We start from the raw sequence: 24,391 nt of genomic DNA, 5'->3' as shown, positions 1-24,391 counted from the left end.
TTTTGTTAATTATCAATATGTTATAGTTTTTTGTGAAAATACCCGGATTTTAAATATTCCATTACTGATTGCGAAAAATAAATTCAAGATTTGTTCTGGGTGGTAATATTATGCATCTTCTTAACTTCACCGAGAATTGCTGTTTGTTGAAGCGCCTGAAAATGCTGAAGAGAAGGTTATGGTTGCATCAGTTGAGCCGAAGATCATTATTCTTGCTTTTGAGGACATACATTTCGATTTCGATCATTCAACCCTTAAACCGGAAACAAAGACGATACTGAAAAGGAATGTCCGGCTTCTGAAAGAAAACCCTAATGCTAAAATCCGTATTGCAGGGTATACCTCTGCTTTCGGTACGAATGTTTACAACCAGAAGTTAAGCGAAAGAAGAGCAAATGCCGTTAGGGAATACCTAATTAACGAAGTCGTCATTGCACGGGATAGGCTTTCCATAATCGGCTACGGGAAGACAAACCAGAAAGTCCACGAAGTAGCGCCTAAAGAGATTTACTCAAAAGCAGAAAAGGCAAACATGAGAGTTCTTTTTGAAATCATTGTACAATAGGAGCACGAGAGCAAGGAACCGGAAAGACGTTTTAAGTTGATCCGATCACTTCCTGAAGTAAACCACATATCGAGAAGGAAAATATCTTTAAGTCAATTTCCGGGCCCCTATTGAATCCGCTGTAGGATGCATAAGCTCAGGATAGCCCGACCTTCCTCTTTATACCCATCAGCATGCTGAGGTTCCACCATATATTGAGGTCAATTAAATCATTTCATACTTTTAGACTGTTATCGCCTGTTAATATATTTTCCTGTTATTAAAGGATAAAATCAAACTTATAATTCTTCTCCGGGTATTGGCAGGCTCTTTGCTATTATAATGATATTATCTTTTCAGTGTTGAAGCTTACCACGGTGTTGTTCAATTGAGCTGCTTATTTACTTCTCAAAAGGCCCGTCGATAATGTGGATGAAATCAAGAGGAGTGTCCTTTTTAGATTGGTTACTTAACATTGCCACAATAAGATATTAGTCACAATAAAATAAAGGAGGTACTGAGATGGTAGTAAAAGATATGTTAAATCAGATCATCGGATCGATTGTTGCTTACTTGCCTAATCTTATCGGCGCCCTGGCCATCCTGCTTGCCGGTTGGATAGTTGCATTAATCGTATCTACCGTCGTCCGCAATGTGCTTCAGCGTACAAAGCTGGCCGGTAAAATCTCAGGCGCGATGGGCGAAGAAGAGAGTAAAGCGCAAAGCGCAGCCCAGGTGATAGGCAGGGGCCTGTTCTGGCTTATCATGGCTTTGGTACTCATTGCCTTTTTCGAGGCCTTACGGCTCACCATGGTAATAGATCCTCTGGAGCAACTTATGAATCATATTTTTCAATTTCTTCCCCGGTTGCTTGGAGCTGGTATTTTACTGCTGGTTGCCTGGATAACGGCAGCCGTGTCACGCCTGGCCATCACAAAGGTAATGGGTGTTGCAAAATTTGACGAGCGGATAGGTGGCAGGATTAGCGATGAAGAAACTAAGCGGGTACCACTTACGAAAACGGCCGGCGAATATATTGGCTGATCTTTTTGCTGTTTCTACCTGCGGTGTTAGGCGCACTGAATCTTGAGGGCTTACTCAAGCCGGTGCAGAGTATGCTGGACAAATTTTTGGCTTTCCTGCCCAATATCCTGGCTGCCGGTGTGATCGGGGTAATCGGTTGGTTCGTTGCCCGTATAGTAAGACAACTTGTGGGTACCCTGCTGGCTGCCACCGGCCTGGACAAGTTCAGTAATCGGATAAAAGTAACTTCTCTGTCCAAAATGATCGCCTTGATTGTCTACATACTCATCCTTATCCCGGTGATGATTGCCGCACTTAATGCGCTGGCTCTGGACTCTATCACCCAACCGGCCAGCAACATGTTGAACCTGTTCATGGGGGCGCTTCCGGCTATCTTTGCGGCTGTGTTAGTCATAACAATTGCCTATGTGGTCGGGAAAGTAGTTTCGGGATTTATCACCGAACTCATGACCGGCATTGGTTTCAATTCAATTCTTTTTCAGATGGGTATAGGTAAAGAGCCGGAAAAAGGAAAGAGAACTCTTTCGGAAATAGCCGGCTACCTGGTACTGATAACGATTATGCTTATCGCAGTATTTGAAGCGTCTGATTTGATAGGCTTTAAATCTCTCTCTTATCTGATGGAAGAGCTTGTTGTCTTTGGTGGTCATATACTGTTGGGTCTGATCATTATCGTTATCGGTCTGTATCTGGCGAATGTGGCATCTAAGGCTATACAGGCAAGTGGAACTGCTCAAGCGGGCCTGATGTCGGTCGTGGCTCGTGTGGCGATCCTGATACTGTCAGGCTCAATAGCAATCCGTCATATGGGTTTGGCCAACGAGATAATCCATCTGGCCTTCGGTCTGATTTTAGGAGCAATGGCTGTAGCTGCTGCCATAGCCTTTGGTATCGGTGGACGTGATGTTGCCGCCCGTAAACTGGAAGAGTGGACCGAGTCTAAAAAGGATAAATGATCATTATATAATTTATTTTTCGTTACTATTTATTAACAAATCGAAGCCGATCTTAAAGCTTATGATCAAAAACTTGATAAACTCAAAGCTGGGGCTATGGGCCTTCAAGATGATGTTAGGGACGAATACAACCATCAGATAGCTATGTTAGAAAAGAAGAGAAAATCGGCTTCAGAAAAATTCAATGAGCTCAAGTCAGCAAGCGGGGAAACCTGGGATGAAGTGAAATCGGGAATGGACAAGGCAGTAGATGAGCTGAGAGATAATTATGACAAAGTTATTGCTCGTTTTAAAAACTCATAAACTTTAGTACCAACCTGTTTTTGATAAAATTCACCTCCCAATCGTCGGCTTATACTAACGTAATGAAGATACATAACAAGTTAAAGATAAGATCAAGAAGGCCGTCGGAAGAAGAGAAAGGAGTCTGCTTATATGAACATTTTACTGATTTACCCAAAATTTCCGGATACCTTTTGGTCTTATACGTACGCTTTAAGTTTTATCGGAAAGAAGTCGGCTTTCCCGCCGCTTGGCCTGCTTACCGTATCATCTCTTTTACCGGAAAAATGGTCTAAACGTATTGTGGACGTAAATGTGGATAGTCTTACGGACAAAGATCTTTTATGGGCGGATATGGTCTTTATCGGAGGCATGGCGGTTCAGCGTATATCAGCCAAACAAATCATCGCCCGCTGTAAGGCTTTGAATTTAAAAATCGTTGCAGGAGGGCCGCTTTTTACTTCTGAGCCAGAGGAATTCAAGGAGGTAGACCATCTAGTTCTCGACGAAGCAGAATTGACACTTCCAGCTTTTTTGTCGGACTTACAAAACGGACAAGCAAAAAAAATCTATAGGGCTTCCGGTTTCTGTGATCTTAGCGATACTCCTGTTCCCTCATGGAATCTGATAAAAATGAACCGATATGCATCCATGAACATACAATTTTCCAGGGGATGCCCGTTCAATTGCGAATTCTGCAATGTGACGGCTCTGTTCGGTCACCGGTCACGCTTGAAAACACCCCGGCAAATCATCTCAGAACTGGACATTATTTATACTTCCGGCTGGCGCGGCAGCATATTTTTTGTTGACGACAATTTTATTGGAAATAAGGGCTACCTTAAAACGCATTTACTGCCCGCTCTTATCGAATGGCGCAAAGATAAAAAGGGATGTGTGTTTTTCACTGAAGCCTCTATCAATCTCGCCGATGATCCTGAGCTTCTGGACATGATGGTAACGGCCGGATTTGATTCTGTTTTTATCGGTATCGAATCACCCGATGAGGTCAGCCTTACAGAATGCCACAAAACCCAGAATAAAAACCGGGATCTTCTTGAAAGTATCAAAATTATCCACCGTTCCGGGTTACAGGTGATGGGCGGTTTTATTGTGGGCTTTGACAGTGACATGCCTTCTATTTTCCAGCGGCAGATCGATTTTATTCAAAAGAGCGGAATCGTAACCGCAATGGTTGGAATGCTACAGGCCATTCCGGGAACACGCCTTTTTGAGCGGCTTCAACGGGAAAGCCGGGTGGACAATATCTTTTCAGGAGATAATGTTAACGGAACAACCAATATAATTCCCCAAATGGGCATAGACAAGCTTTCAGCCGGGTATAAATCGATTATGAAACAGATATATTCTCCTAAAAACTACTACCGTCGGGTCAGAACTTTGCTTAAGGAACTAAAGGTGCCCGAAATCAAACAGCCTATAAATTTTCAGCGATTCCTTTCTTTCTTTCGATCCGCTTTCCGGCTTGGTTTTTTAGGGAAAGAGCGTTTTCAATACTGGAAACTTATGATCTGGACGCTAATCAGCAAGCCCAAGCAGATACCATTGGCTGTCACACTTTCAATATATGGGCATCATTACCGCAAAATATGTGAACAATATATTCTTTAAACTGGGCGGTATTACTTTTAAAAATGGAAAGGAAACATTATGACAACAAACTTAAAAGCAAAAAGCATAGAACAATTAATGGCAGAGGCCGACGAACTTATTAAAAAAATTAATTCCGATCATATCAAAGATCTGAAAGAAGAACATCGTATCCAGTTTGAAACACATGCTCAAAAATTGCAGGAGCTCAAGTCTAAGGTCCATACCGGGGAAAAAGAAACAATAGAACCGCATTCATCAGCCGAAGGAATACATGAGGCGATTCTTGATATTATTAAGGCTATGCATAACTTTACCACTCACCAAACCTGATTTTCAACAAGCGAGCCACTTTCAAAACGTTTCAGTTTAGTCAAGGTCAAGGCGGGCGAAAATTTTAACCACAGGAATACATATAGTATTTCGAGGATTAAAATTTGAGCCCAACGCAGAGATCGGCCAAAATGGGACGTTTTGAAACTGGCTCAAGCTGTAATGATTATCTAATGCTGGTTACCTAAAAATAGTGCCATAGCGCTTAGGCTATGGCTCCACAATCTCAGGCCTTCCATGTAAATCCAATTCATAAGGAGAAATTATGACCGAGCAAGCACGTGCCAGCCACCCGATATACAGTCTTCTGCCTATGGATATCGAAGGATTTGATTCCTTAGCCAAGCTTGCTCTGGATATGCACTCATCGTGGAATCATGCCACCGATAGAGTATGGCGGCAGCTTGATCCGGCTCTTTGGGAACTTACGCAAAACCCCTGGGTTGTATTGCAGACAGTTTCGCGGGATCAGCTTGAGCAAGTACTTACCAATCCTGAATTCCGCAAAGACATTGATGGTCTGCTGCAAGCCAAGCATCATTTGGAAAAAGCGCAGGCGTGGTTTCAGCAATATCATCCGCAGGCTCTTCTGACCTGCGTCGCGTATTTCAGCCTGGAATTCATGTTGAGCGAAGCGCTGCCCATCTATTCAGGCGGACTCGGCAACGTGGCCGGTGATCAGCTTAAAGCCGCCAGCGACTTGGGCGTACCGGTGGTAGGCATAGGTTTGCTCTATCAGCAAGGCTATTTTCGACAGGTAATCGACAAGTACGGGAATCAACAGGCACTCTTTCCGTATAACGATCCGGGGCAGCTGCCGATCACCCCTTTGCGCCAGGAAAACGGCGAGTGGTTGCGCATGGAAATCTCTCTGCCCGGTTATTCGGTTTGGTTGCGAGCCTGGCAGGTTCAGGTAGGCAGAGTAAAGCTTTACCTGCTGGACAGCAATGATGCGGCGAATTTTCCAGTACATCGGGGAATTACCAGCGAGTTGTATGGAGGCGGGCAAGAGCTGCGTCTCAAGCAGGAATTGCTGCTCGGCATCGGAGGATGGAGACTGCTTGACGCGCTTGGCATCCATCCTGAAGTCTGTCATCTGAACGAAGGACATGCGGCCTTTGCCGTACTGGAGCGCGCCCGCAGTTTCATGGAAAAAACCGGGCAGCCATTCGAAGTAGCGTTGGCTGCAACCCGGGCGGGGAACTTGTTTACCACCCACACGGCGGTTAGCGCAGGATTTGACCTTTTTGCTCCTTCTCTTATCGAACAATACCTTGATGGTTATGCCAAGCAGAGGCTTAACATAACACTTCATGATTTGCTGGCCCTGGGCCGCCGGAACCCAAAAGACTCGTCGGAAAGTTTCAATATGGCTTACCTGGCAATCCGTGGCAGCGGAGCGGTGAATGGCGTAAGTCGTTTGCATGGGAAAGTCAGCCGTCACCTCTTTGAACCACTTTTTCACAACTGGCCGGCGAACGAAGTACCCGTTGGTTATGTAACTAACGGAGTTCATATGCCAAGCTGGGACTCAGCAGAAGCCGACGATCTTTGGACGAAGGTCTGTGGAAAAGACCGCTGGCTGGGAACAATGGAAACTGTGGAGCAGGATATTCGCCGCGTTTCCGACGCCGACCTTTGGCAATTTCGCATAGATGCCGGTAAGTCTCTTGTTTCATACACCCGCGAACGTTTTTCCAGACAACTGGCCGCCTACGGCTCGCCTGACGATGTGGTTGAAAATGTTAAACGTCTGTTTGATCCAAATGTTTTAACGCTGGGTTTTGCGCGGCGCTTCGCTGCTTATAAAAGACCTAACCTGCTGTTGCATGACCCAAAGCGGCTGCTTCGTCTGCTATCCAACCCTAATCGCCCGCTACAACTCATTATTGCGGGTAAGGCTCATCCGGATGATCTGGAAGGGCAGGCCCTGATCCATGAATGGATAAATTTTATCCGGCAGCCGGAAATCCGATCTCATATAGTTTTTTTGAGCGACTACGACATGCTGTTAACAGAGCATCTGGTTCAGGGTGTGGACGTATGGCTCAACACCCCGCGGCGGCCCTGGGAGGCTTGCGGAACAAGCGGAATGAAGGTGCTTGTCAACGGAGGCATCAATCTTTCGGAACTGGACGGCTGGTGGGCGGAAGCATACACACCTGAAGTGGGATGGGCGTTGGGAGACGGCCAGGAGCATGGCGATGATCCGGCATGGGACGCTGCCGAAGCTGATGCACTCTACGACCTGCTGGAGCGGGAAGTAATCCCTGAGTTTTATACCAGAGACGACAATGGCATTCCTGTCGCATGGGTTGCGCGGATGCGTGAAAGCATGGCGCAGTTAACACCGCGCTTCTCCGCCAACCGCACGGTGCGCGAATACACCGAACAACATTACCTGCCTGCGGCGTCAGCCTACATAAAACGTGCTGCCAATAAAGGTGCGAAGGCTATACAGATAGTTAATTGGCGCAAGGCGCTGGAGAAACTTTGGCCAACATTGCGTTTCGGCGAAATGAAGATTCAGACCGAAGACAATCAGCATTTATATGAAGTTCAGGTCTATCTAAATGATCTGAATCCGGATGCGGTGATAGTCGAGCTTTATGCAGACGGAATAAACGGTGATGCACCGGTAAGGCAGGAGATGAAACCCGTTCGTCAACTAACAGGCTCGTTGGGTGGTCACATGTACGGCGCTGCTGTATCTGCCGACCGCCCTGCGACAGACTATACAGCAAGACTGATACCGCTCTGTTCCGGTGTTGCGGTTCCACTGGAAAGCCCGCAAATTCTGTGGCAGCGCTGATCCGATCAAAGGATGAAAAAGAAATGAAAGCAACAATGCCGAAAGAATAATCAATGAAACCGACTAACCCACGAATACTGACGATTAATGGCGGTTCATCCAGCATCAAGTTTGCGCTGTTTACGGCCGGGTTTGCGATGGTTTAGAATTTCTTGGAATCGAACTGGAAGAAAAACAAAACGTTGCTAATGCGAGTGTAATTTCCGCAGCGACCAGCCGGGTTGCAGTCCGCGTCATTCGCACTGATGATTGTGACAGTTTCGGGCAAGAACGAGGAATCAAGCTTTATCCAATCAAATGCAGAAAAACAGCCCGGAAGGTTTGACGGGGTACGTTCGACTACCCCCTATGAAGCTCAGAAGGTTCAAGCGGATGGCAGGCAGGATATAAAATTTGCCTACCAACTCAACATTTACTGCGATGAGATCATTTCGGTTCTTCGTAACGCCGAATCCATTTTGCTTTTTGATCCGGGAGAGGCAAAAGGTGAGCTCAAGAAACGTTTAGAAGATGACCATCTTGATCACCTCATCCAGGCTGTGGAAACAGTTGATCAGATGACAGATCGCCAGATTGCAGCGAAAGTCCGGGAGTGTTTTAACTAAATCCCAAAGTTGCTTAAAAAGATGGGGAATGGAATGGACATTACCATCTCCAGGGATACTGGGTCGATGAATCGGCTCCCGAGGAGCATTCCCGTTGAAGCAAACGGCTTTCTTACATAAAGGGGGTAATTGCCAATGAAGATTAGAAGTGTTGCAAAAGACTTTCCTGTCGTTTGCGTGGGAGGTTCGGCAGGCGGCCTTGACGCCTATACCCCTTTGCTGCGGCATCTGCCGGCCGATATGGGTGTTGCAATTGTCATCGTTAATCACCTAAGAACCGTGGCCACCAGACTCCACGAGATTCTCCCGCATTTTACCGAAATGCCGGTTGAGCTGATCACGGAAAGCTTGCTCATCGAAGCAAACCGTGTGTTCATCATCCCGGAAAAACGTGATTTGCACGTTTTTGAAGGAGAGTTCCGTCTAAAGCCGATATCAAAGCCCTGGGGATGGCCTGACGTGATTACGGTTTTTCTGCGTTCCCTGACGGAGCACTTGGACGGCAAACTTATTGCCGTCATTGTTTCCGGATCTGATGGAGACGGGTCGGCGGCGTTATGCGGCATAAAAGAGATGGGGGGCATTACCATCGCACAGAAACTCGATACAGCCAAGCAGCCTGATATGCCTGAGAGCGCAATTGAAAGCGGATTTATAGATTTTATTCATTCACCTGAGGATATTGCTCAAGAAATTGTACAAATTTCGCACGCTCAGGAGCTGGAAACGGGATCTGACTTATGAATAAACTCAAGCAAATATGGAGCAATCTGCGGTCAAGCTTTTGGTTCGTACCTTCGCTGATTGTTGCCGTCAGTATCGCCATCGCGGTGGCTTTGGTTAAAGCGGGTTCCGCCGGGAGTGACCGATGGCTGGCCCGATGGCCGCTCCTGTTTGGCGGCGGCGCGGAGGGCGCGCGCGGGATGTTGTCCACAATTGCCGGTTCAATGATTACCGTGGCGGGGGTCACGTTTTCGATGACCTTGGTAACACTGGCGCTGGCTTCGAGCCAATACACCTCGCGCATCCTGCGGAACTTCATGCGTGACCGCGTCACGCAGGTCGTGCTCGGAATCTTCACTGGTATTTTCACCTATTGCCTGGTTGTGTTACGCACCATCCGCGGCGGTGAGGAGAGCGGGTTTATTCCGAACCTGGCAGTGTCTTTCGGTGTCGTTCTGGCAATTGGTGGCATCAGCGTCCTCATTTTTTTTATTCATCACATTGCCTCTTCGATCCAGGCATCGAACATTATAGCCTCGGTTGCCACCGAAACTATGGTAGCCGTTGATCGGCATTTTCCAGAGAAGCTTGGAAACGGACCAGTTGACGGCGATGAGTATCAGTCGCCGCTCCACCTGCCGGAGTGGAGTTGGCAGGCAGTCGCAGCCAGGGGGAATGGTTATATCCAAAACGTGGATATCGCAGCACTCCTGTGTTTGGCGCGGGAACACCAGACCATCGTGCGGATGGAACAAAGCATCGGTGCGTTTGTGGTCCGTAACACTACGCTGGCCTCGCTCGCTCTGGAGGACCCACCGGAAAAAGAGATCATCGCCGACCTACAGGCTGCATACAGCATCAACCGTTACCGCACGGTGGAACACGATTCTGCTTTCGGTATCCGACAGATCGTGGATATGGCGTTGCGTGCACTCTCCCCCAGCATCAACGATACCACGACGGCCGTGATGTGCGTGGATTATCTGACGGCGATTCTGGCGCGACTTGCACCTCGGCAAATACCCTCCTCGCACCGCCACGAGGAAGGGGAACTGAGGGTGATCACCATCGGACCGACCTTTGAAGACTTGCTGGCCGAATCGTTCGATCAAATTCGAAGCAGCGCCAAAGGCAATATCGCCATCATGTTGCGGATTCTCGGGGCGCTTCAAACAATCGCCGGTCTGACGGCCAGCCCGGACCGGCGACGGGCGCTTCGCAATCAAATGCTATGGATCTCTGAACTGGCTGAACGCACCCTCGAGTCAGCGCATGACCGTGCGAGGATCGATACGCGGCTGGCGCGCGTGCGCAAAACGCTCGAAGCCGAACCTGCTTTGTGTGCAGGGAAAGAGAACTAAAAAGGAAAAGCACCATGCATTATGACCCTCATTTTTACGAATTTTACGGCTCACAGATGAATGCCGACACAATCAAGGCACTGGTACGCGTTTTCAGCAAAAGATTTTGCCGATGCTTATAAATCTCTCCCATGGATTTCCGTCTTTTTCAGTCCACTACGCCGTGCCATAGCCACAGCCGAACCTCTTTGCAATGCGATAGGAATACGAATGCAACTCAAAGAAGTGCTGAGGGAAATTGCTTACGGTCAATGGGAAGGGAAAATCCCTGAAGAGGTGAATCGCAAGTTTCATGATACCTATGTTCGCTGATTAGCCGATCCGGGGTGGAATGCTCCAACCGGAGGGGAAAGAGGTATCGATATTGCCAGGAGTAGTTCGTCTGCTCAAAAAAAATTACAATGGACACAGCGGTATTTGCTGCTATTTGAATAAAATAAGGATATCACGAGTTATGTCGGCATCGACATTAGATTATCCGCCTCCCATCAATATACTGAGGTTCATCCAAATGTTGAGGCTAAATAATTTATTTCAAAGCTTTTAGCTTTTATGTCTTTTTAATCTAATCACCTGTTATTAAACGTTGAATCTAAACTTCTGATTTTCCTTTGGTTATTGGCAGGCTATTTGCAATTATTATGGTGTGATTTTTTTAATCATATAAATGAAAAGATTGCGGCCGATATGTCCGGAAAAATTTTGCCAAAGATTGTAATACTGCCGGAACAATGGTTTCACAACCAATCATTTAACCACAAACTTATAAAGGAGTTCCCATTATGAAAAAAAGAAACATCGTTATCCACTTTTTAATGCTTCTTATGCTGATCGCAACCTTTGCAGCCTGTGCATCAACACGCACACATGAAAGTGCAGGTGAATATATTGACGATTCGGTCATCACTACCAAGGTAAAATCTCTGCTCGGAGCAGATGATTTTCTCAAGTCATTTCAGATCAGTGTCAAAACTTACCAGGGAACCGTTCAATTAAGCGGGTTCGTTAATTCTCAAAAGGCCGTCTATAAAGCGGGTGAAATCGTAAGGAGTGTAAATGGAGTCAAGTCAGTAAAGAATGATCTTATCGTGAAATAGGAGAAAAGTGAAAGATTCTGACTGAGAGAAGGCCAACTCTGCGGTTAAATAAAATGAAGAGATAAAAACAATAATGATTAGCAAAACCAGAACATGCTTTTACAGCAGTATGTTCTACTTTTATAGGTGAGGCAACAAAATGAAAAAATTACTTTTAGGAATAATACTTTTTCTGTTGATAATTGCAGTACCAATTACAACAATGGCGATGGGAAGGGTAGATGTAGGCGTCAGCATTCCTCTGCCTCCACCCCTCATATTTGCAGCTCCTCCGGAGGTGGTAGTAATACCTGAAACTTATGTCTATGCAGTCCCTGACATAGATGTGGATTTTTTTTTCTATAATGGCTGGTGGTGGCGTCCTTGGCAAGGGCGATGGTATCGCTCACAAAACTATAATTCAGGTTGGAGCTACTATCAACAGGTTCCATCTTTTTATAGAGGGATACCATCAGGCTGGAGGAATGACTACAGAGAGCATCGTTGGAAAGGACATCAATGGAACTACCAAAGAATACCCCACCAACAAGTCCAACGGAACTGGAACAACTGGGAAAAGAGCAAACATTGGGAGAAGCAAAATACCTGGGGTGTCCAGGACTTGAGGCCCGGAACTCAACACCGGGAACAAAATCGCGAGGTTCAACCTCAACACCGTGAGGCAGCTAGGCCACAACAATCGAGACAACAACCCCGTGAGGTCCAACAACAGCACTCACAACCACAATACCGGGAGACGCCGCAACAATCGAGACAACAATCCGGAAAGGTCCAACGGCAGAACTCACAGCAACAAGGCCGGAATGCGCCACAACAAGATAAATCTCAACACGGAAAACATGAAAGAGGGAATGAAGATAAACAGGACAGAAACTATAATAACGAACAATGGCAACGTAACTTTATACGGTAAAGCCGGCAACGCAGCCGAATTTGACTTGGCCACCAAACTCGCCAGAGACGTAAACGGTGTGGAGAGCGTAAATAACCGGATGACCATCAAAGTAGTCCGAGCCCAAGGCTAAAGTGACTTTATGATTACTACCGGCTGGCATAGTGATGCAATTACAGACGGTGGAAATTAAAAATCAAAAAGGAGGCTTACATGTTGTGGACGATCGCTGTAGTACTGATAATTTTGTGGCTGTTAGGACTGGTGAGTGGCTATACTATGGGTAGTTTTATTCATATTCTGCTGGTCATCGCCATTATAGTTGTACTGGTTAGAGTAATTCAGGGGCGGAGGCCCCTTTAGATAAAGGAGCCCAAACTTAATGCGGTTAATAATTATACATGAGGTAAAAAATGGCAAGAATAGCTATCGTAATATATTTACTGTTAATTGGATTAACCGGTAATGCAATTGCCGGGGATAATCAGGAATCATTTTACGCTAAGATTGGAAGAACAGTAATAAGACTCGAATATCTTACAGAAACATTAAAAGAGGGTAATGTTAAGTCTGTTACCGCTAGTAACCCGCAAGGAACGGGCTTCTTTATATTAAGCGGCAATAGTTTATTTCTGGTAACAGCCAGACATGTGGTGGATACCGATCATGATTTGCGTTCGCGTGTAAACATATTTAATGAAGTTACCAAAAAAAGCTCAATTCTCTTGCTGAGATTACCCAGGAAAAATTGGATTTTTCATCCGGATAACGGCAATGACAAAATCGACGCAGTTGACGTTGCAGTAATCAAATTGCCGATTCCGGTAATAGAAGGCGATTTTTCGAACAGTTTCGGAGCTTTTATATATGAAACGAATAATTTAAAAGATAATCAACTGCCGGTTAAAGATGCTTTGCCGCCGGAGCAAGTTGTGGCATTTGGTTTCCCGGGAGATACCGGCTTTAAATTAAGAGAACAAAGACCTATGGGTAGGTTCGGTATTATAGCAATGGTTACAGGTGAAGAATTTATAAAAATCGACAATAAGAAATTTGCAAATGGAAGATGCAGCTTGTTAGACATAAAAGCATTTCCCGGAAACAGCGGAAGTCCTGTAATGAGTGCTACGGGGAATATAAACCTGCTAGGAGTTTTGATAGCTTCCAACAGTTCGGACTTTGCATTAATAGAACCTGTATCAAGAATAAGAGAGATTATGGACATAGCAATAAAAACTCCAATACAAAACTATGATTATTGGTCAAAATATCAACTGAATCCCTAAAGTTTTATTGATAAATGTATATCCGCAGAAATTTGGGAATATATCTAATTCTGATATCTTCCCTTTTTGTTTTGCACCCATGGGTAGTTTTAGAGAGGTTTGAAAGATGAAGTTCAACATCAAGGCCCTTTTTGAGGACCTATCCAATATTTGGGCAAACCTTCGCGGCAACGATTTGTCACAAAAGCTTGCCTGTGTTGAGCCGCCGCTTCGAGAGGAGTTGTTCAGCGCCGATCAAATGGAGCAACATGGCAAGACACTCGCAAATTCACATATTTTAAGTTCCGGACACCCTCGGGATCGACTTCTGGGACGATTGGCCGAAAATGAGAGTATCCTTATAGACGTACATAATTTGCTTACAGAGGCGGTAAAAGCAAACCGTCGGATTACGCCTGCCGGGGAATGGCTGCTCGATAACTTCTATCTGATTGAAGAGCAGATTCGCACTGCCAGGAGGCATTTACCTAAAGGATATAGCCGGGAACTTCCCCGCCTGGTGAATGGCCCTTCGGCTGATCTGCCGCGCGTCTATGACATTGCGCTGGAAATGATCTCTCATGGCGATGGGCGGGTAGACCCTGAGATTCTCAGCAGATTTGCCAAAGCTTACCAGACTGCCACTACACTGAAGTTAGGCGAATTATGGGCAATACCCATTATGCTGCGTCTGGCACTGATCGAAAATCTTCGGCGTGTTACCGCCCGGATCGCTACTGATAGAATCGATCGCAATCTGGCCGATTATTGGGCAGACCAGATGACAGAAAGCGCTACGAAGGACCCTAAAAGCCTGATTCTGGTAATCGCAGACATGGCCCGATCGAACCCGCCGTTAGTTGGCTCGTTTATCGCGGAAATGACACGCCGGTTACAGGGGCAGGGTCCGGCTCTGTCATTACCACTTACCTGGTTTGAACAGCGGTTGTCCGAGTGCGGCCAGACAATCCGGCAACTTGTGCAGGCGGAAAACCAGCAACAGGCTGCGGATCAGGTTTCCATGAGTAACAGCATCGGCAGTCTTCGTTTTCTGGGCGCAATGGACTGGAAAGAATTCGTCGAGTCAATGAGCATTGTTGATCAGACTCTGCGCAATGATCCCACCGGCATATACAATAAAATGGATTTTTCTACCCGTGACCGTTACCGCCATGTAATTGAAAATATAGCAAAACACAGCCGCTTTTCCGAAAGGGAGGTGGCGAATAAAGCTATCGGGATGGCACAAAATGGTACGGACGGAAACAAAGGCGATGATCGCGCGTCACATGTCGGATTCTACCTGATCGACAAGGGATTGCTTCAACTTGAACAGGAGATGGAGGTACGCCTTTCCTTGTCTGAGCATCTGAAGAGATTGGGCCGCCGGTTTCCTTTACCCCTCTTTCTGGGTATAATCACGCTGCTGACAACAATCTTCGCAGGAAGCTTACTTATGAAGGAGGATGCCGGTATATTGCCTGGATGGGCAATAGTTCTGATCGGACTCATTTCGCTTCTGAGCGTAAGTCAGCTTGCCGTTGCTCTGACGAATTGGCTGGCCACTATACTGGCGACACCCCAAAGACTACCGCGCCTGGATTTTTCAAAAGGGATCCCACCGGAATTTCGTACTCTGACCGTAGTTCCAACAATGCTTATAAGCGCGCATAGCATAGAAGAACTGACAGAGTCTCTGGAAGTGCGATTTTTGGCAAATCGGGACGCCAACCTGCACTTTGGCCTGTTGACCGATTTTAGTGATGCACATGAAGAAACGCTTCCTGAAGACGAACCGCTTTTGCGGCTTGCCCGTCAGAAGATAGAAGCTTTGAATAACAAATACAGCCACCCTCAAGGTAACCCCTTCTTCCTTTTTCATCGCCCCCGTCGATGGAATTCTCATGATCGGATATGGATGGGTTATGAGCGCAAAAGGGGGAAACTATCGGAATTGAATGCTCTGTTGCGCGGCGAGGAAAATGCGGGGGATCGCTTTTCCCTCATCATTGGCAACACTTTGGTCTTGTCGAACGTGAAGTATGTGATCACCCTGGATATGGATACTCAACTGCCACGCGATGCGGCTTGGCAGTTTGTAGGCGCCATGGCGCACCCGCTGAATCGTTCGCAATATAACAAAAACAAGCAGCGTATTTGCGAAGGATACGGTATTCTCCAGCCACGTGTAGCTGAGAGCCTGCCAGGGATGAATCGCTCGCGGTATGCGGCAATGTGCGGAAACGAGCCAGGCATCGACCCCTATACGCGTACAGTTTCCGATGTTTACCAGGACCTGTTTGGCGAAGGCTCGTTTGTCGGTAAGGGGATATACGAGGTTGATGCCTTCGAGCAAACGCTTAAAGGACGTTTTCCCGAAAACCGGATTCTCAGCCATGATCTTTTAGAAGGTTGTTACGCGCGGTCGGGCCTGTTGAGTGATGTGATGGTCTATGAGGAATATCCGTCCAGCTATAATACGGATGTAACTCGCCGGCATCGCTGGATACGCGGTGATTGGCAGCTACTGCAATGGTTGCTGTCGGATGTTCCAAGCCCTGATGAACATCTTCAAAAGAATCAGCTCTCATGGCTGTCCCAATGGAAAATATTCGATAACCTGCGGCGCAGTCTCGTGCCTGCGGCATTGACAATCCTTTTGCTGCTGGGCTGGACGGTCTTGTCGGCGTCCTTGTTATGGACCCTATCGGTGCTCGGAATTATCCTGATCCCTTCTTTGATTGCCTCTCTCCTGCAAGCGATTCAGAAGCCAAGCGATGTGCATCTGGGCCGGCACCTTACTGCCAGCATTCACTTCATGGGCCGGCACATTGCTCAGGCTGTATTTACGCTCATCTGCCTTCCCTATGAGGCATTTTTCAGTCTCGATGCGATTTTGCGTACGTGCTGGAGGATGCTGATCACCCACAAACGGCTTCTTGAATGGAGCACGTCGAACGAACGTTATAGCAGTAACAATGCGAAGCTTGGTTCTTTTTGTCTGTCAATGTGGATTGCTCCGATTCTTGCTGGTGCAACAATTATCTATCTTACAATTTCTATGCCGACGACATTGGCAGTAGCCGGTCCTATACTGGGACTCTGGTTTATCTCCCCTGTTGTTGCCTGGTGGATCAGCCGACAGGTTGCTCATAGGGAAACAAGACTGACGGCTGACCAGACCACCTTTCTCCGGAAACTTTCCCGCAGGACATGGGCCTTTTTCGAAACCTTCGTTGGCCCCAAAGATCATTGGCTGCCCCCTGACAATTATCAGGAACACCCGGTTGCAGTAATTGCGCATCGCACGTCGCCGACCAACATGGGTCTATCGCTTCTTTCAAATTTGTCTGCCTACGACTTCGGCTATATCACGGCCGGACAACTTATCGAGCGCACGACAAATGCTCTCAATACGATGGAAGAATTGGAACGTCATCGTGGCCACTTCTATAACTGGTATGACACAAAATCCCTGCAACCGCTGCAACCTGCCTACATCTCGACCGTGGACAGCGGAAACCTTGCAGGCCACCTATTGACATTGCGGCAGGGTCTGCTCGCTCTACCTGATGACCCGATTATAGGACCGCGAGTGTTTGAAGGAATCAGAGACACTGTAAATATCATCGGGGACATGTATGGCAAAACTGCTTCAGGCCAACTCCTGCAACTTAATAAATTGCTGGAGTCGTCAATAGATTCCTCTCCAACCACGCTTGCGGCATTGCGCCTGTGCCTTGATGAGTTGGCAACATCTGTTGCGGAAATCATCACCGGTGTCAATGCTTTCAATGCAGAACCTGAAAGCCAGGCACATTGGTGGGTGCATGCCCTTGCCGGACAATGCCGGGCTGCCCTCGATGAGCTAATACTTTTTACGGCCTGGACATCATTGCCGGATTCGCCGGACAGGCTCAGCGAGATTCCTGATATTGATAAAATCCCAACGCTGCGCCAATTAGCCAACCTTGATACAGAGGCGCACTTGATCAGTCCCTACCTTGCGGAGGCAACCCGGAGCGCCGTTGCGAGGATTAGGACTATCGAAGAGCTGGCACAAAAAATCGACGAACTTTCCCGTATGAAATACGACTTTCTGTACGACGAGGCGTGCAATCTACTGGCTATAGGTTACAACGTTGGTGAACGTCGGCGGGATACAAGTTACTACGACCTGCTGGCTTCCGAAGCAAGATTTTGCAGTTTCATAGCAATTGCTCAGGGACATGTGCCGCAGGAGAGTTGGTTTGCCCTTGGGCGTTTGCTGACTACTGCCGGTAGAGAACAAATACTCCTTTCGTGGAGTGGCTCAATGTTCGAATACCTTATGCCGCTTTTGGTGATGCCAACCTACGAGCACACACTGCTAGACCAGACTTATAAGGCGGCGGTGGCCCGGCAGATAGAGTATGGGAAGAAACGAGGGGTGCCATGGGGCAGTTCTGAATCAGGGTACAACGCAACCGATGTTCAACTTAATTACCAGTATCGCGCATTTGGCATACCCGGCTTAGGTATCAAGCGTGGGCTCGCAGATGATCTGGTTATTGCACCCTATGCCACGGCGTTGGCGCTGATGGTTGCACCCAAAGAGGCGTGCCTGAATCTTGAGCGACTTGCAGCTGAGAACTTTATCGGTGAATACGGCTTCTATGAAGCAATCGACTATACTCCTTCACGTTTACCGCGCGGACAATCAAGCGCCGTGGTAAAGTCCTTCATGGCACATCATCTGGGCATGAGCTTTCTTTCTCTGGCTTATGTGCTTTTAGACCGCCCGATGCAGAAGCGATTTGAGTCGGAACCCATGTTCCAGGCAACCATGCTGTTGCTTCAGGAGAGAATTCCCAAAGCTACTACGTTTTTTGTTCACTCTGCCGAGCTCTCCGACAGCCATACAGATTTACTGGACGCACAAGCGCCGATACGCGTCTTCGGCAGTCCAAACACGCCAAAACCGGAAGTACACCTGTTGTCAAACGGCAGATATCACACAATGGTCACTAACGCCGGCGGCGGGTATAGCCGCTGGAAAGATATGGCCGTAACACGCTGGCGTGAAGATACTACCTGTGATAATTGGGGCTCCTTCTGTTACATCCGCGACATGGAAAGCGGAGAATTCTGGTCAACGGCTTATCAACCGGCGCTCAAACAAGCGGATAAGTATGAAACGATATTTTCGGAGGCAAAAGCTGAGTTCCGTTGTAGCTATCATGACATTGATATGCATACGGAAATTGCAGTTTCGCCTGAAGATGATATCGAGCTGCGCCGTATCACAATCATCAACCGTTCCGGAAAACGCAGATCCATAGATGTTACGAGTTATGCAGAGGTTGTCCTTGCCTCAGCGGCCTCAGATACATTGCATCCGGCGTTTAGTAATCTTTTTGTTCAGACCGAAATTCTTATGAGACAACGGGCGATTCTCTGCACGCGCCGGCCCAGATCCCAGGGCGAGAACGTTCCATGGATGTTTCACTTGATGGCTGTTCATGGCGCTAAGATAGGAGAAATTTCTTATGAGACTGACCGCTTGCGGTTTATTGGCCGCGGAAATACGGTTGCAAACCCTCAAGCAATGGGTGATGCATCACCCCTCTCGGGCAGTGATGGCTCCGTGCTGGATCCGATCGTTTCGATCCGTTATCAAATCACACTCGATGCTGAAGAAACGGTAACGGTCAATATTGTCTCAGGCATTGGTGAAACTCGCGAAATAGCCTTAAGTCTGGTCAAGAAATACCAGGACCGGCGTCTTGCGGATAGGGTTTTCGATCTGGCATGGACACACAGCGATATCTTTTTGCGACAGATCAATGCCACGGAGGGCGAAGCGCAGATCTATGGACATCTCGCCGGTTCGGTGATCTATGCCAATGCTTCCCTGCGCGCCGACGCAAGTGTTATTATCAAGAATAACCGTGGGCAATCCGGCCTATGGGGCTACGCTATTTCAGGTGATTTACCGATCATACTCCTGCGGATTCAAGATCCGGCAAATATTGAACTGGTGCGTCAACTTATACAAGCACATACATACTGGCGCTTAAAAGGCTTGGCTGTAGACCTGGTGATCTGGAACGAGGATCACGCCGGTTACAGGCAACAACTCCATGAACAAATCATGGGGCTCATCGCCGAAGGCGCCGGAGCCCATTTGACAGATCAACCGGGCGGCATTTTCGTAAGGCCCGCGGACCAGATATCGAGCGAGGAACGCATCCTGCTCCAAACAGTCGCCCGTGCAATAGTCACCGACAGCAGGGGTATGCTGGCTGACCAGATTAACCGGAGAAACCTTGTGGCATCCATGGTACCAAGCCTCACACAGACGCGGACTCACCGTGATGCTTCCCCCCAGGCAGTTTCGGCTATGCCTCGCCATGATTTGCTGTTTTTCAACGGATTTGGAGGATTTACCCCTGACGGCCATGAGTACATCATTACGACTACGCGTGATCAGGTTACACCGGCACCATGGGTGAATGTACTGGCGAATCCGCACTTTGGAACCGTCGTCTCGGAGAGTGGCTCTGCCTATACCTGGGCTGAGAATGCCCACGAATTTCGTCTCACTCCCTGGTACAATGATTCCGTGAGTGATGCAAGCGGGGAAGCGTTCTACCTACGTGATGAAGAGCGCGGCCATTTCTGGTCCCCCATGCCGCTGCCAACCCGTGGGCTGACGCCTTATGTTACACGGCACGGATTCGGCTACACCGTCTTTGAGCACACAGAACGTGGCATCTGTTCCGAGGTTTGGATTTATGTGGACTTGGACGCATCAATCAAGTTTACAGTCTTAAAGGTGAGAAACGAGTCAGAAAGATCACGCCGGCTTTCCGCTACCGGATTTGTTGAATGGGTTCTGGGAGATCTGCGACCCAAATCGACCATGCATGTAATAACCGAAATTGACCCTAACAGCGGAGCGCTCTTCGCGCGGAATCCTTACAATACTGAATTCCCCGACCGTACCGCCTTTTTCGATGTGGACGAAGCGACCCGGACGGTAAGTGGTGACCGGACTGAATTTATCGGACGCAATGGTAGGCTTGCCAGTCCGGCCGCTATGACCCGAGTGCGACTTTCCAACAGGGTGGGAGCTGCAATGGATCCCTGTGCTGCGGTTCAGGTTTACTTCGAGCTGGCAGCCGGACAGGAGCGTGAAATAGTATTCAGGCTTGGTGTAGGGCAAAATGCCGAGGACGCCGGTAACATAGTCCGTCGTTTCCGGGGAACTGCTGCTGCACGCCAGGCGCTCGAATCGGTCTGGCAATACTGGCAACACACGCTCGGTGCTGTAAACGTGGAGACACCTGACCAGTCTCTCAACATGTTGACCAATGGCTGGCTTTTGTACCAGACTATAGTATGCCGGCTATGGGCACGCAGCGGCTACTACCAGTCCGGTGGCGCCTTCGGTTTTCGCGATCAGCTACAGGATGTTATGGCACTCATCCACACTGAACCCCGCCTCGTCCGTGAGCACCTCCTTCTTGCCGCAGGCCGTCAATTCTTTGAGGGAGATGTGCAGCACTGGTGGCATCCTCCTGTTGGCCGCGGGGTGCGCACACAATGTTCTGATGATTACCTCTGGCTGCCGTTGGCCATGTGCCGCTACGTTAGGAGCACTGGAGATTACGGTGTGCTGGATGAGACCATCCACTTTCTTCAGGGCCGCCCGATAAACACAAAAGAGGATTCCTATTACGATTTGCCCGGCCGGTCTCAGGAATCAGCCGGTTTGTACGAACATTGCGTAAAAGCCATATTGAGAGGTCTCAACTACGGCAAGCACGGATTGCCGCTCATGGGCTCCTGCGACTGGAACGATGGCATGAACATGGTAGGTATAGAGGGGAAAGGCGAAAGCATATGGCTTGGTTTTTTCCTGTATGCTGTGCTTATGCAATTTACAGAGGTTGCCCGCAGGCGTGGCGATCTATCCTTCGCCGAACGCTGCGAAGCAGAGTCGGCTCTCTTGCGTCTGAATATTGAGCAACATGGCTGGGATGGTGGATGGTACCGACGCGCTTACTTTGATGACGGCTCGCCTCTTGGATCGGCGAGTAATCCTGAATGCCGGATTGATTCGATTGCGCAAAGCTGGTCTGTTCTTTCCGGCGCCGGTGATGCCGAACGTGCGCGCATTGCCATGGAAGCGGCGGATCAACATCTTATCAACAGGGACCAGGCGCTGATCCAACTCCTGGACCCGCCATTTGACAAGTCCGATTTAAATCCAGGCTATATAAAGGGATACGTCCCCGGTGTACGTGAGAATGGCGGGCAATACACTCATGGGGCAATCTGGTTGGCGATGGCCTTCGCTAAATTGGGTGATAGCCAGCGTGCCTGGGAACTGATGGGAATGATCAATCCGGTGAACCACGCAAACTCTCCTGAATCGGTTGCAACATACAAAGTCGAACCCTATGTTGTTGCGGCTGATGTTTATGCAGTCTCACCTCACACCGGCCGTGGCGGATGGACGTGGTACACCGGTTCGGCAGGCTGGATGTACCGGCTGATCGTGGAATCACTTCTGGGTTTGAAACTGGAAGTGGATAAGCTGAGTATCAAACCGCTTTTTCCTGCGGATTGGGAGGGCTTCACTTTACATTACCGGTATCGGGAAACCGTCTACCACATTGCAGTTCTGCGCACGCAGCCTGACGACAACACACCGAGTGTGATCGTCGACGGCGCCACGCAACAGGATAAAACAATTACCCTTATTGACGACCATCAGGAACACTCGGTAGAGGTGAGAGTGACTACCAACGAAATTGATTGACTTGAGAGCCAGATAAATAAGCTGTCTGGCTCTCTTTAAATATATCCATCAGCATATAGATATTCCACCAAATATTGAGACCAAATAACTTGTTTCATACTTTCCAGCTCTTTTCTTTTATTAGCTTAATATGCTGTTATCTTTTGCTTAGCCAACTCATTTTACTTATCGTCAGCCATTGGCAGACTATTTGCAATGTTAATTAAATCGGAACATTTTGAAAGTGGCTCACTCTTCTTATATATTTTTTGAGCCAGTTTCAAAACGCCCCATTTTGGCCGATCTTAAGCGTTGGGCTCAAATTTCAATCCTCGAAATACTCAATGTATTCCTTTGGTTGAAATTTTCGCCCGCCTTGAGCTTGACCAAACTGAAACGTTTTGAAAGTGGCTCCTTTGCTTTAAATTATTTCCAGCCGTATTTTTTGAAAGTTAAGAAAGAATTTAAATCGTGGGCTTAATTCAGGGTAATCTATGCTCAGTCAGAAAAAGGTTTATATCAGCGTTGTTTATCTTATCTTTTTTTCTTTGCTGCTTTTTGTTCCGGCGCAAATTATTGCTCAGGAAAAATCTAAAGGGCTTAGTATCATTGATGCCATCAAAACGACTCTCTCCCATCAACCTTCCATAAAAATTCAAGAAGAGGAAGTGCAAATCAGCAAAGGGGCGCTGCAACAAACTCAGGGACAGTTCGACCCGACCTTAATAACTGATATTAATCGTACCCGCAACAACACACCTCTGACAGCCGCAGACAGGGTGTTATACAGGCGTTCAAAAGATGTGGAAAATCTGACCACATATACGATGAGCTTGAGCAAACAGCTTAGAAACGGCATCACCATAAAACCAAATCTGCAGATGACTCGCAACGATGATCTGAGTTTTGGCGCTCGAACCACAAATAAAAGCAGTGTCAATTTCGCCTTGATTTTCCCCCTTCTCAAGGGTAGCGGCAAAGAAGCCGCAGGGGCTGAAGAGATGTCGGCTAAAATCCGGCTTCAAGCTTCTGAAATGGATCTTAGTCACACGGTCTCAGCATCCGTGCTGGAAACGGGAAATGCTTACTGGACACTTTTAGCGGCCTTTATGAATCTCAAAATCCTCAAAGAGACGGAATCCAGGGCGCAACAACTGTTAGAAGATGTTGAAAAACTTGTAGAAGCTGATGAGCGGCCATCTTCTGATCTTGACCAGCTCAGGGCAAGTCTGGCTTCAAAAACAGGCAATCGAATACAAGGAGAACAAAATCTGTATGAAAACTATCAGCGATTAGGCATTGCTATGGGGCTTCAATACAGCAAGATTATTGAGCTTCCCACTCCTGCTGATGTTTTTCCTGAACTTCTGTCTGAAAAGAAACTTTCAATTATAAACCAGAGAGAAGAATTTTTTCAGATATCAACTGAAAAACGCGCCGATCTGATAGCGTTAAAAAAGTTGCAGGAATCCGCCGGGATACTGCTCTCGGCCGCCAGACTAAATATGCGGCCTCAACTGGATCTTTCTTTGAGCTTGGGCTATCAAGGACTTGAAGAAAGTGACAGCGAATCAGGGTATTATGATGCTTTTCAGGAAAACATAAGCGGTTTGAACGGCTCAGCCATGATCAGTTTAGTTTATCCTTTCGGGAACAATGCGCCTAAGGGGCTTTATTATCAGAGAAAATCTTCCTATCAACAGGCGCGTATTCGATCAACTGACCTGGAGAGAAATATCCATTCCGATGTTGCCATAGCCATAAATGCTCTCATACAAAGGACAAAGGAACTTCAGGAATCACAAAAATCAGTTGCCAGCTATAAAAAGGCTCTGAAAAACGAAAAATTAAAACTTAAGATGGGGCTATCCACAGTAATCGATGTCGTGGAAATTGAGGATAGGTATAGAAATGCCCTGTTAGCCGATGTTGTTTCTCATAGGCAATATGCAGGCGCTCTGCTGCAACTTCGTTTTGCAACAGGAACACTGCTGCATGAGTACAATGGGGAGTATACTATCACTATGGAACAACTGGCGGAAATTCCCGATTACAAGCAGAACCGTTAGAACAAATTG

General features: G+C 47.6%; 18 protein-coding genes and 1 pseudogene. 18 read left to right on the top strand and 1 reads right to left on the bottom strand.

Features of this window, described 5'->3' with window-relative positions; all coding sequences use genetic code 11:
* Positions 1–178: 178 nt before the first annotated feature.
* From KKC46_15315 to KKC46_15255, 13 genes and pseudogenes are all read left to right on the top strand, one after another.
* Positions 179–565, top strand: coding sequence for an OmpA family protein (locus tag KKC46_15315; protein MBU1055170.1), 387 nt, complete (start codon positions 179–181; stop codon positions 563–565).
* 501 nt (positions 566–1,066) lie between these two features.
* A complete protein-coding gene (locus KKC46_15310) occupies positions 1,067–1,588 on the top strand; it encodes a hypothetical protein (GenBank protein MBU1055169.1) in 522 nt (173 codons plus the stop codon).
* A 5-nt stretch (positions 1,589–1,593) separates the two neighbouring features.
* Positions 1,594–2,544, top strand: coding sequence for a mechanosensitive ion channel (locus KKC46_15305; protein ID MBU1055168.1), 951 nt, complete (start codon positions 1,594–1,596; stop codon positions 2,542–2,544).
* A gap of 96 nt (positions 2,545–2,640) precedes the next feature.
* On the top strand, positions 2,641–2,847 hold the full coding sequence (locus tag KKC46_15300; GenBank protein ID MBU1055167.1) for a hypothetical protein: 207 nt from the start codon (positions 2,641–2,643) through the stop codon (positions 2,845–2,847).
* Between the two features lie 132 nt (positions 2,848–2,979).
* On the top strand, positions 2,980–4,458 hold the full coding sequence (locus KKC46_15295) for a B12-binding domain-containing radical SAM protein (GenBank protein ID MBU1055166.1): 1,479 nt from the start codon (positions 2,980–2,982) through the stop codon (positions 4,456–4,458).
* 39 nt (positions 4,459–4,497) lie between these two features.
* The gene (locus KKC46_15290; protein MBU1055165.1) at positions 4,498–4,770 is read left to right on the top strand and encodes a hypothetical protein; all 273 of its coding nucleotides are present in this window, start codon (positions 4,498–4,500) and stop codon (positions 4,768–4,770) included.
* Between the two features lie 265 nt (positions 4,771–5,035).
* Positions 5,036–7,582: an alpha-glucan family phosphorylase gene (gene glgP, locus KKC46_15285; protein MBU1055164.1), complete on the top strand. Its 2,547-nt coding sequence runs from the start codon at positions 5,036–5,038 to the stop codon at positions 7,580–7,582.
* 245 nt (positions 7,583–7,827) lie between these two features.
* Positions 7,828–8,187, top strand: a complete 360-nt coding sequence (locus KKC46_15280; GenBank protein MBU1055163.1) for a hypothetical protein — start codon at positions 7,828–7,830, stop codon at positions 8,185–8,187.
* Between the two features lie 135 nt (positions 8,188–8,322).
* Complete coding sequence (locus tag KKC46_15275; protein MBU1055162.1) at positions 8,323–8,931, top strand: chemotaxis protein CheB; 609 nt, start codon at positions 8,323–8,325, stop codon at positions 8,929–8,931.
* Positions 8,928–10,271 carry a DUF2254 domain-containing protein gene (locus KKC46_15270; GenBank protein ID MBU1055161.1) on the top strand — a complete coding sequence of 448 codons (1,344 nt, stop codon included), beginning with the start codon at positions 8,928–8,930 and terminating at the stop codon, positions 10,269–10,271. The genes KKC46_15275 and KKC46_15270 overlap by 4 nt, the downstream gene beginning before the upstream one ends.
* 60 nt (positions 10,272–10,331) lie before the next feature.
* Positions 10,332–10,706, top strand: a pseudogene (locus tag KKC46_15265) (histidine phosphatase family protein).
* A 347-nt stretch (positions 10,707–11,053) separates the two neighbouring features.
* The gene (locus KKC46_15260) at positions 11,054–11,368 is read left to right on the top strand and encodes a BON domain-containing protein (GenBank protein ID MBU1055160.1); all 315 of its coding nucleotides are present in this window, start codon (positions 11,054–11,056) and stop codon (positions 11,366–11,368) included.
* Between the two features lie 498 nt (positions 11,369–11,866).
* Positions 11,867–12,028 carry a hypothetical protein gene (locus tag KKC46_15255; GenBank protein MBU1055159.1) on the top strand — a complete coding sequence of 54 codons (162 nt, stop codon included), beginning with the start codon at positions 11,867–11,869 and terminating at the stop codon, positions 12,026–12,028.
* 5 nt (positions 12,029–12,033) lie between these two features.
* Here the strand turns inward: KKC46_15255 and KKC46_15250 are convergent, their stop codons facing one another.
* Positions 12,034–12,180 (bottom strand): hypothetical protein, encoded by a 147-nt coding sequence (locus KKC46_15250; protein ID MBU1055158.1) that lies wholly within the window; start codon positions 12,178–12,180, stop codon positions 12,034–12,036.
* Between KKC46_15250 and KKC46_15245 the strand changes: the two genes are divergently transcribed.
* From KKC46_15245 to KKC46_15225, 5 genes are all read left to right on the top strand, one after another.
* Positions 12,172–12,393: a BON domain-containing protein gene (locus KKC46_15245; protein MBU1055157.1), complete on the top strand. Its 222-nt coding sequence runs from the start codon at positions 12,172–12,174 to the stop codon at positions 12,391–12,393. The genes KKC46_15250 and KKC46_15245 overlap by 9 nt on opposite strands.
* Before the next feature lie 80 nt (positions 12,394–12,473).
* Positions 12,474–12,623, top strand: a complete 150-nt coding sequence (locus KKC46_15240; protein MBU1055156.1) for a lmo0937 family membrane protein — start codon at positions 12,474–12,476, stop codon at positions 12,621–12,623.
* Positions 12,624–12,673: 50 nt separating this feature from the next.
* Positions 12,674–13,546, top strand: coding sequence for a serine protease (locus KKC46_15235; GenBank protein ID MBU1055155.1), 873 nt, complete (start codon positions 12,674–12,676; stop codon positions 13,544–13,546).
* A gap of 106 nt (positions 13,547–13,652) precedes the next feature.
* Positions 13,653–22,334 (top strand): cyclic beta 1-2 glucan synthetase, encoded by an 8,682-nt coding sequence (locus KKC46_15230; protein ID MBU1055154.1) that lies wholly within the window; start codon positions 13,653–13,655, stop codon positions 22,332–22,334.
* 473 nt (positions 22,335–22,807) lie between these two features.
* Positions 22,808–24,382, top strand: coding sequence for a TolC family protein (locus tag KKC46_15225; GenBank protein ID MBU1055153.1), 1,575 nt, complete (start codon positions 22,808–22,810; stop codon positions 24,380–24,382).
* The last annotated feature ends 9 nt before the right edge of the window (positions 24,383–24,391 follow it).

It is taken from the genome of Pseudomonadota bacterium, from assembly GCA_018817425.1.
Classification (GTDB): Bacteria; Desulfobacterota; Desulfobacteria; order Desulfobacterales; family RPRI01; genus RPRI01.
This window is presented reverse-complemented; position numbering and strand designations above follow the sequence as displayed.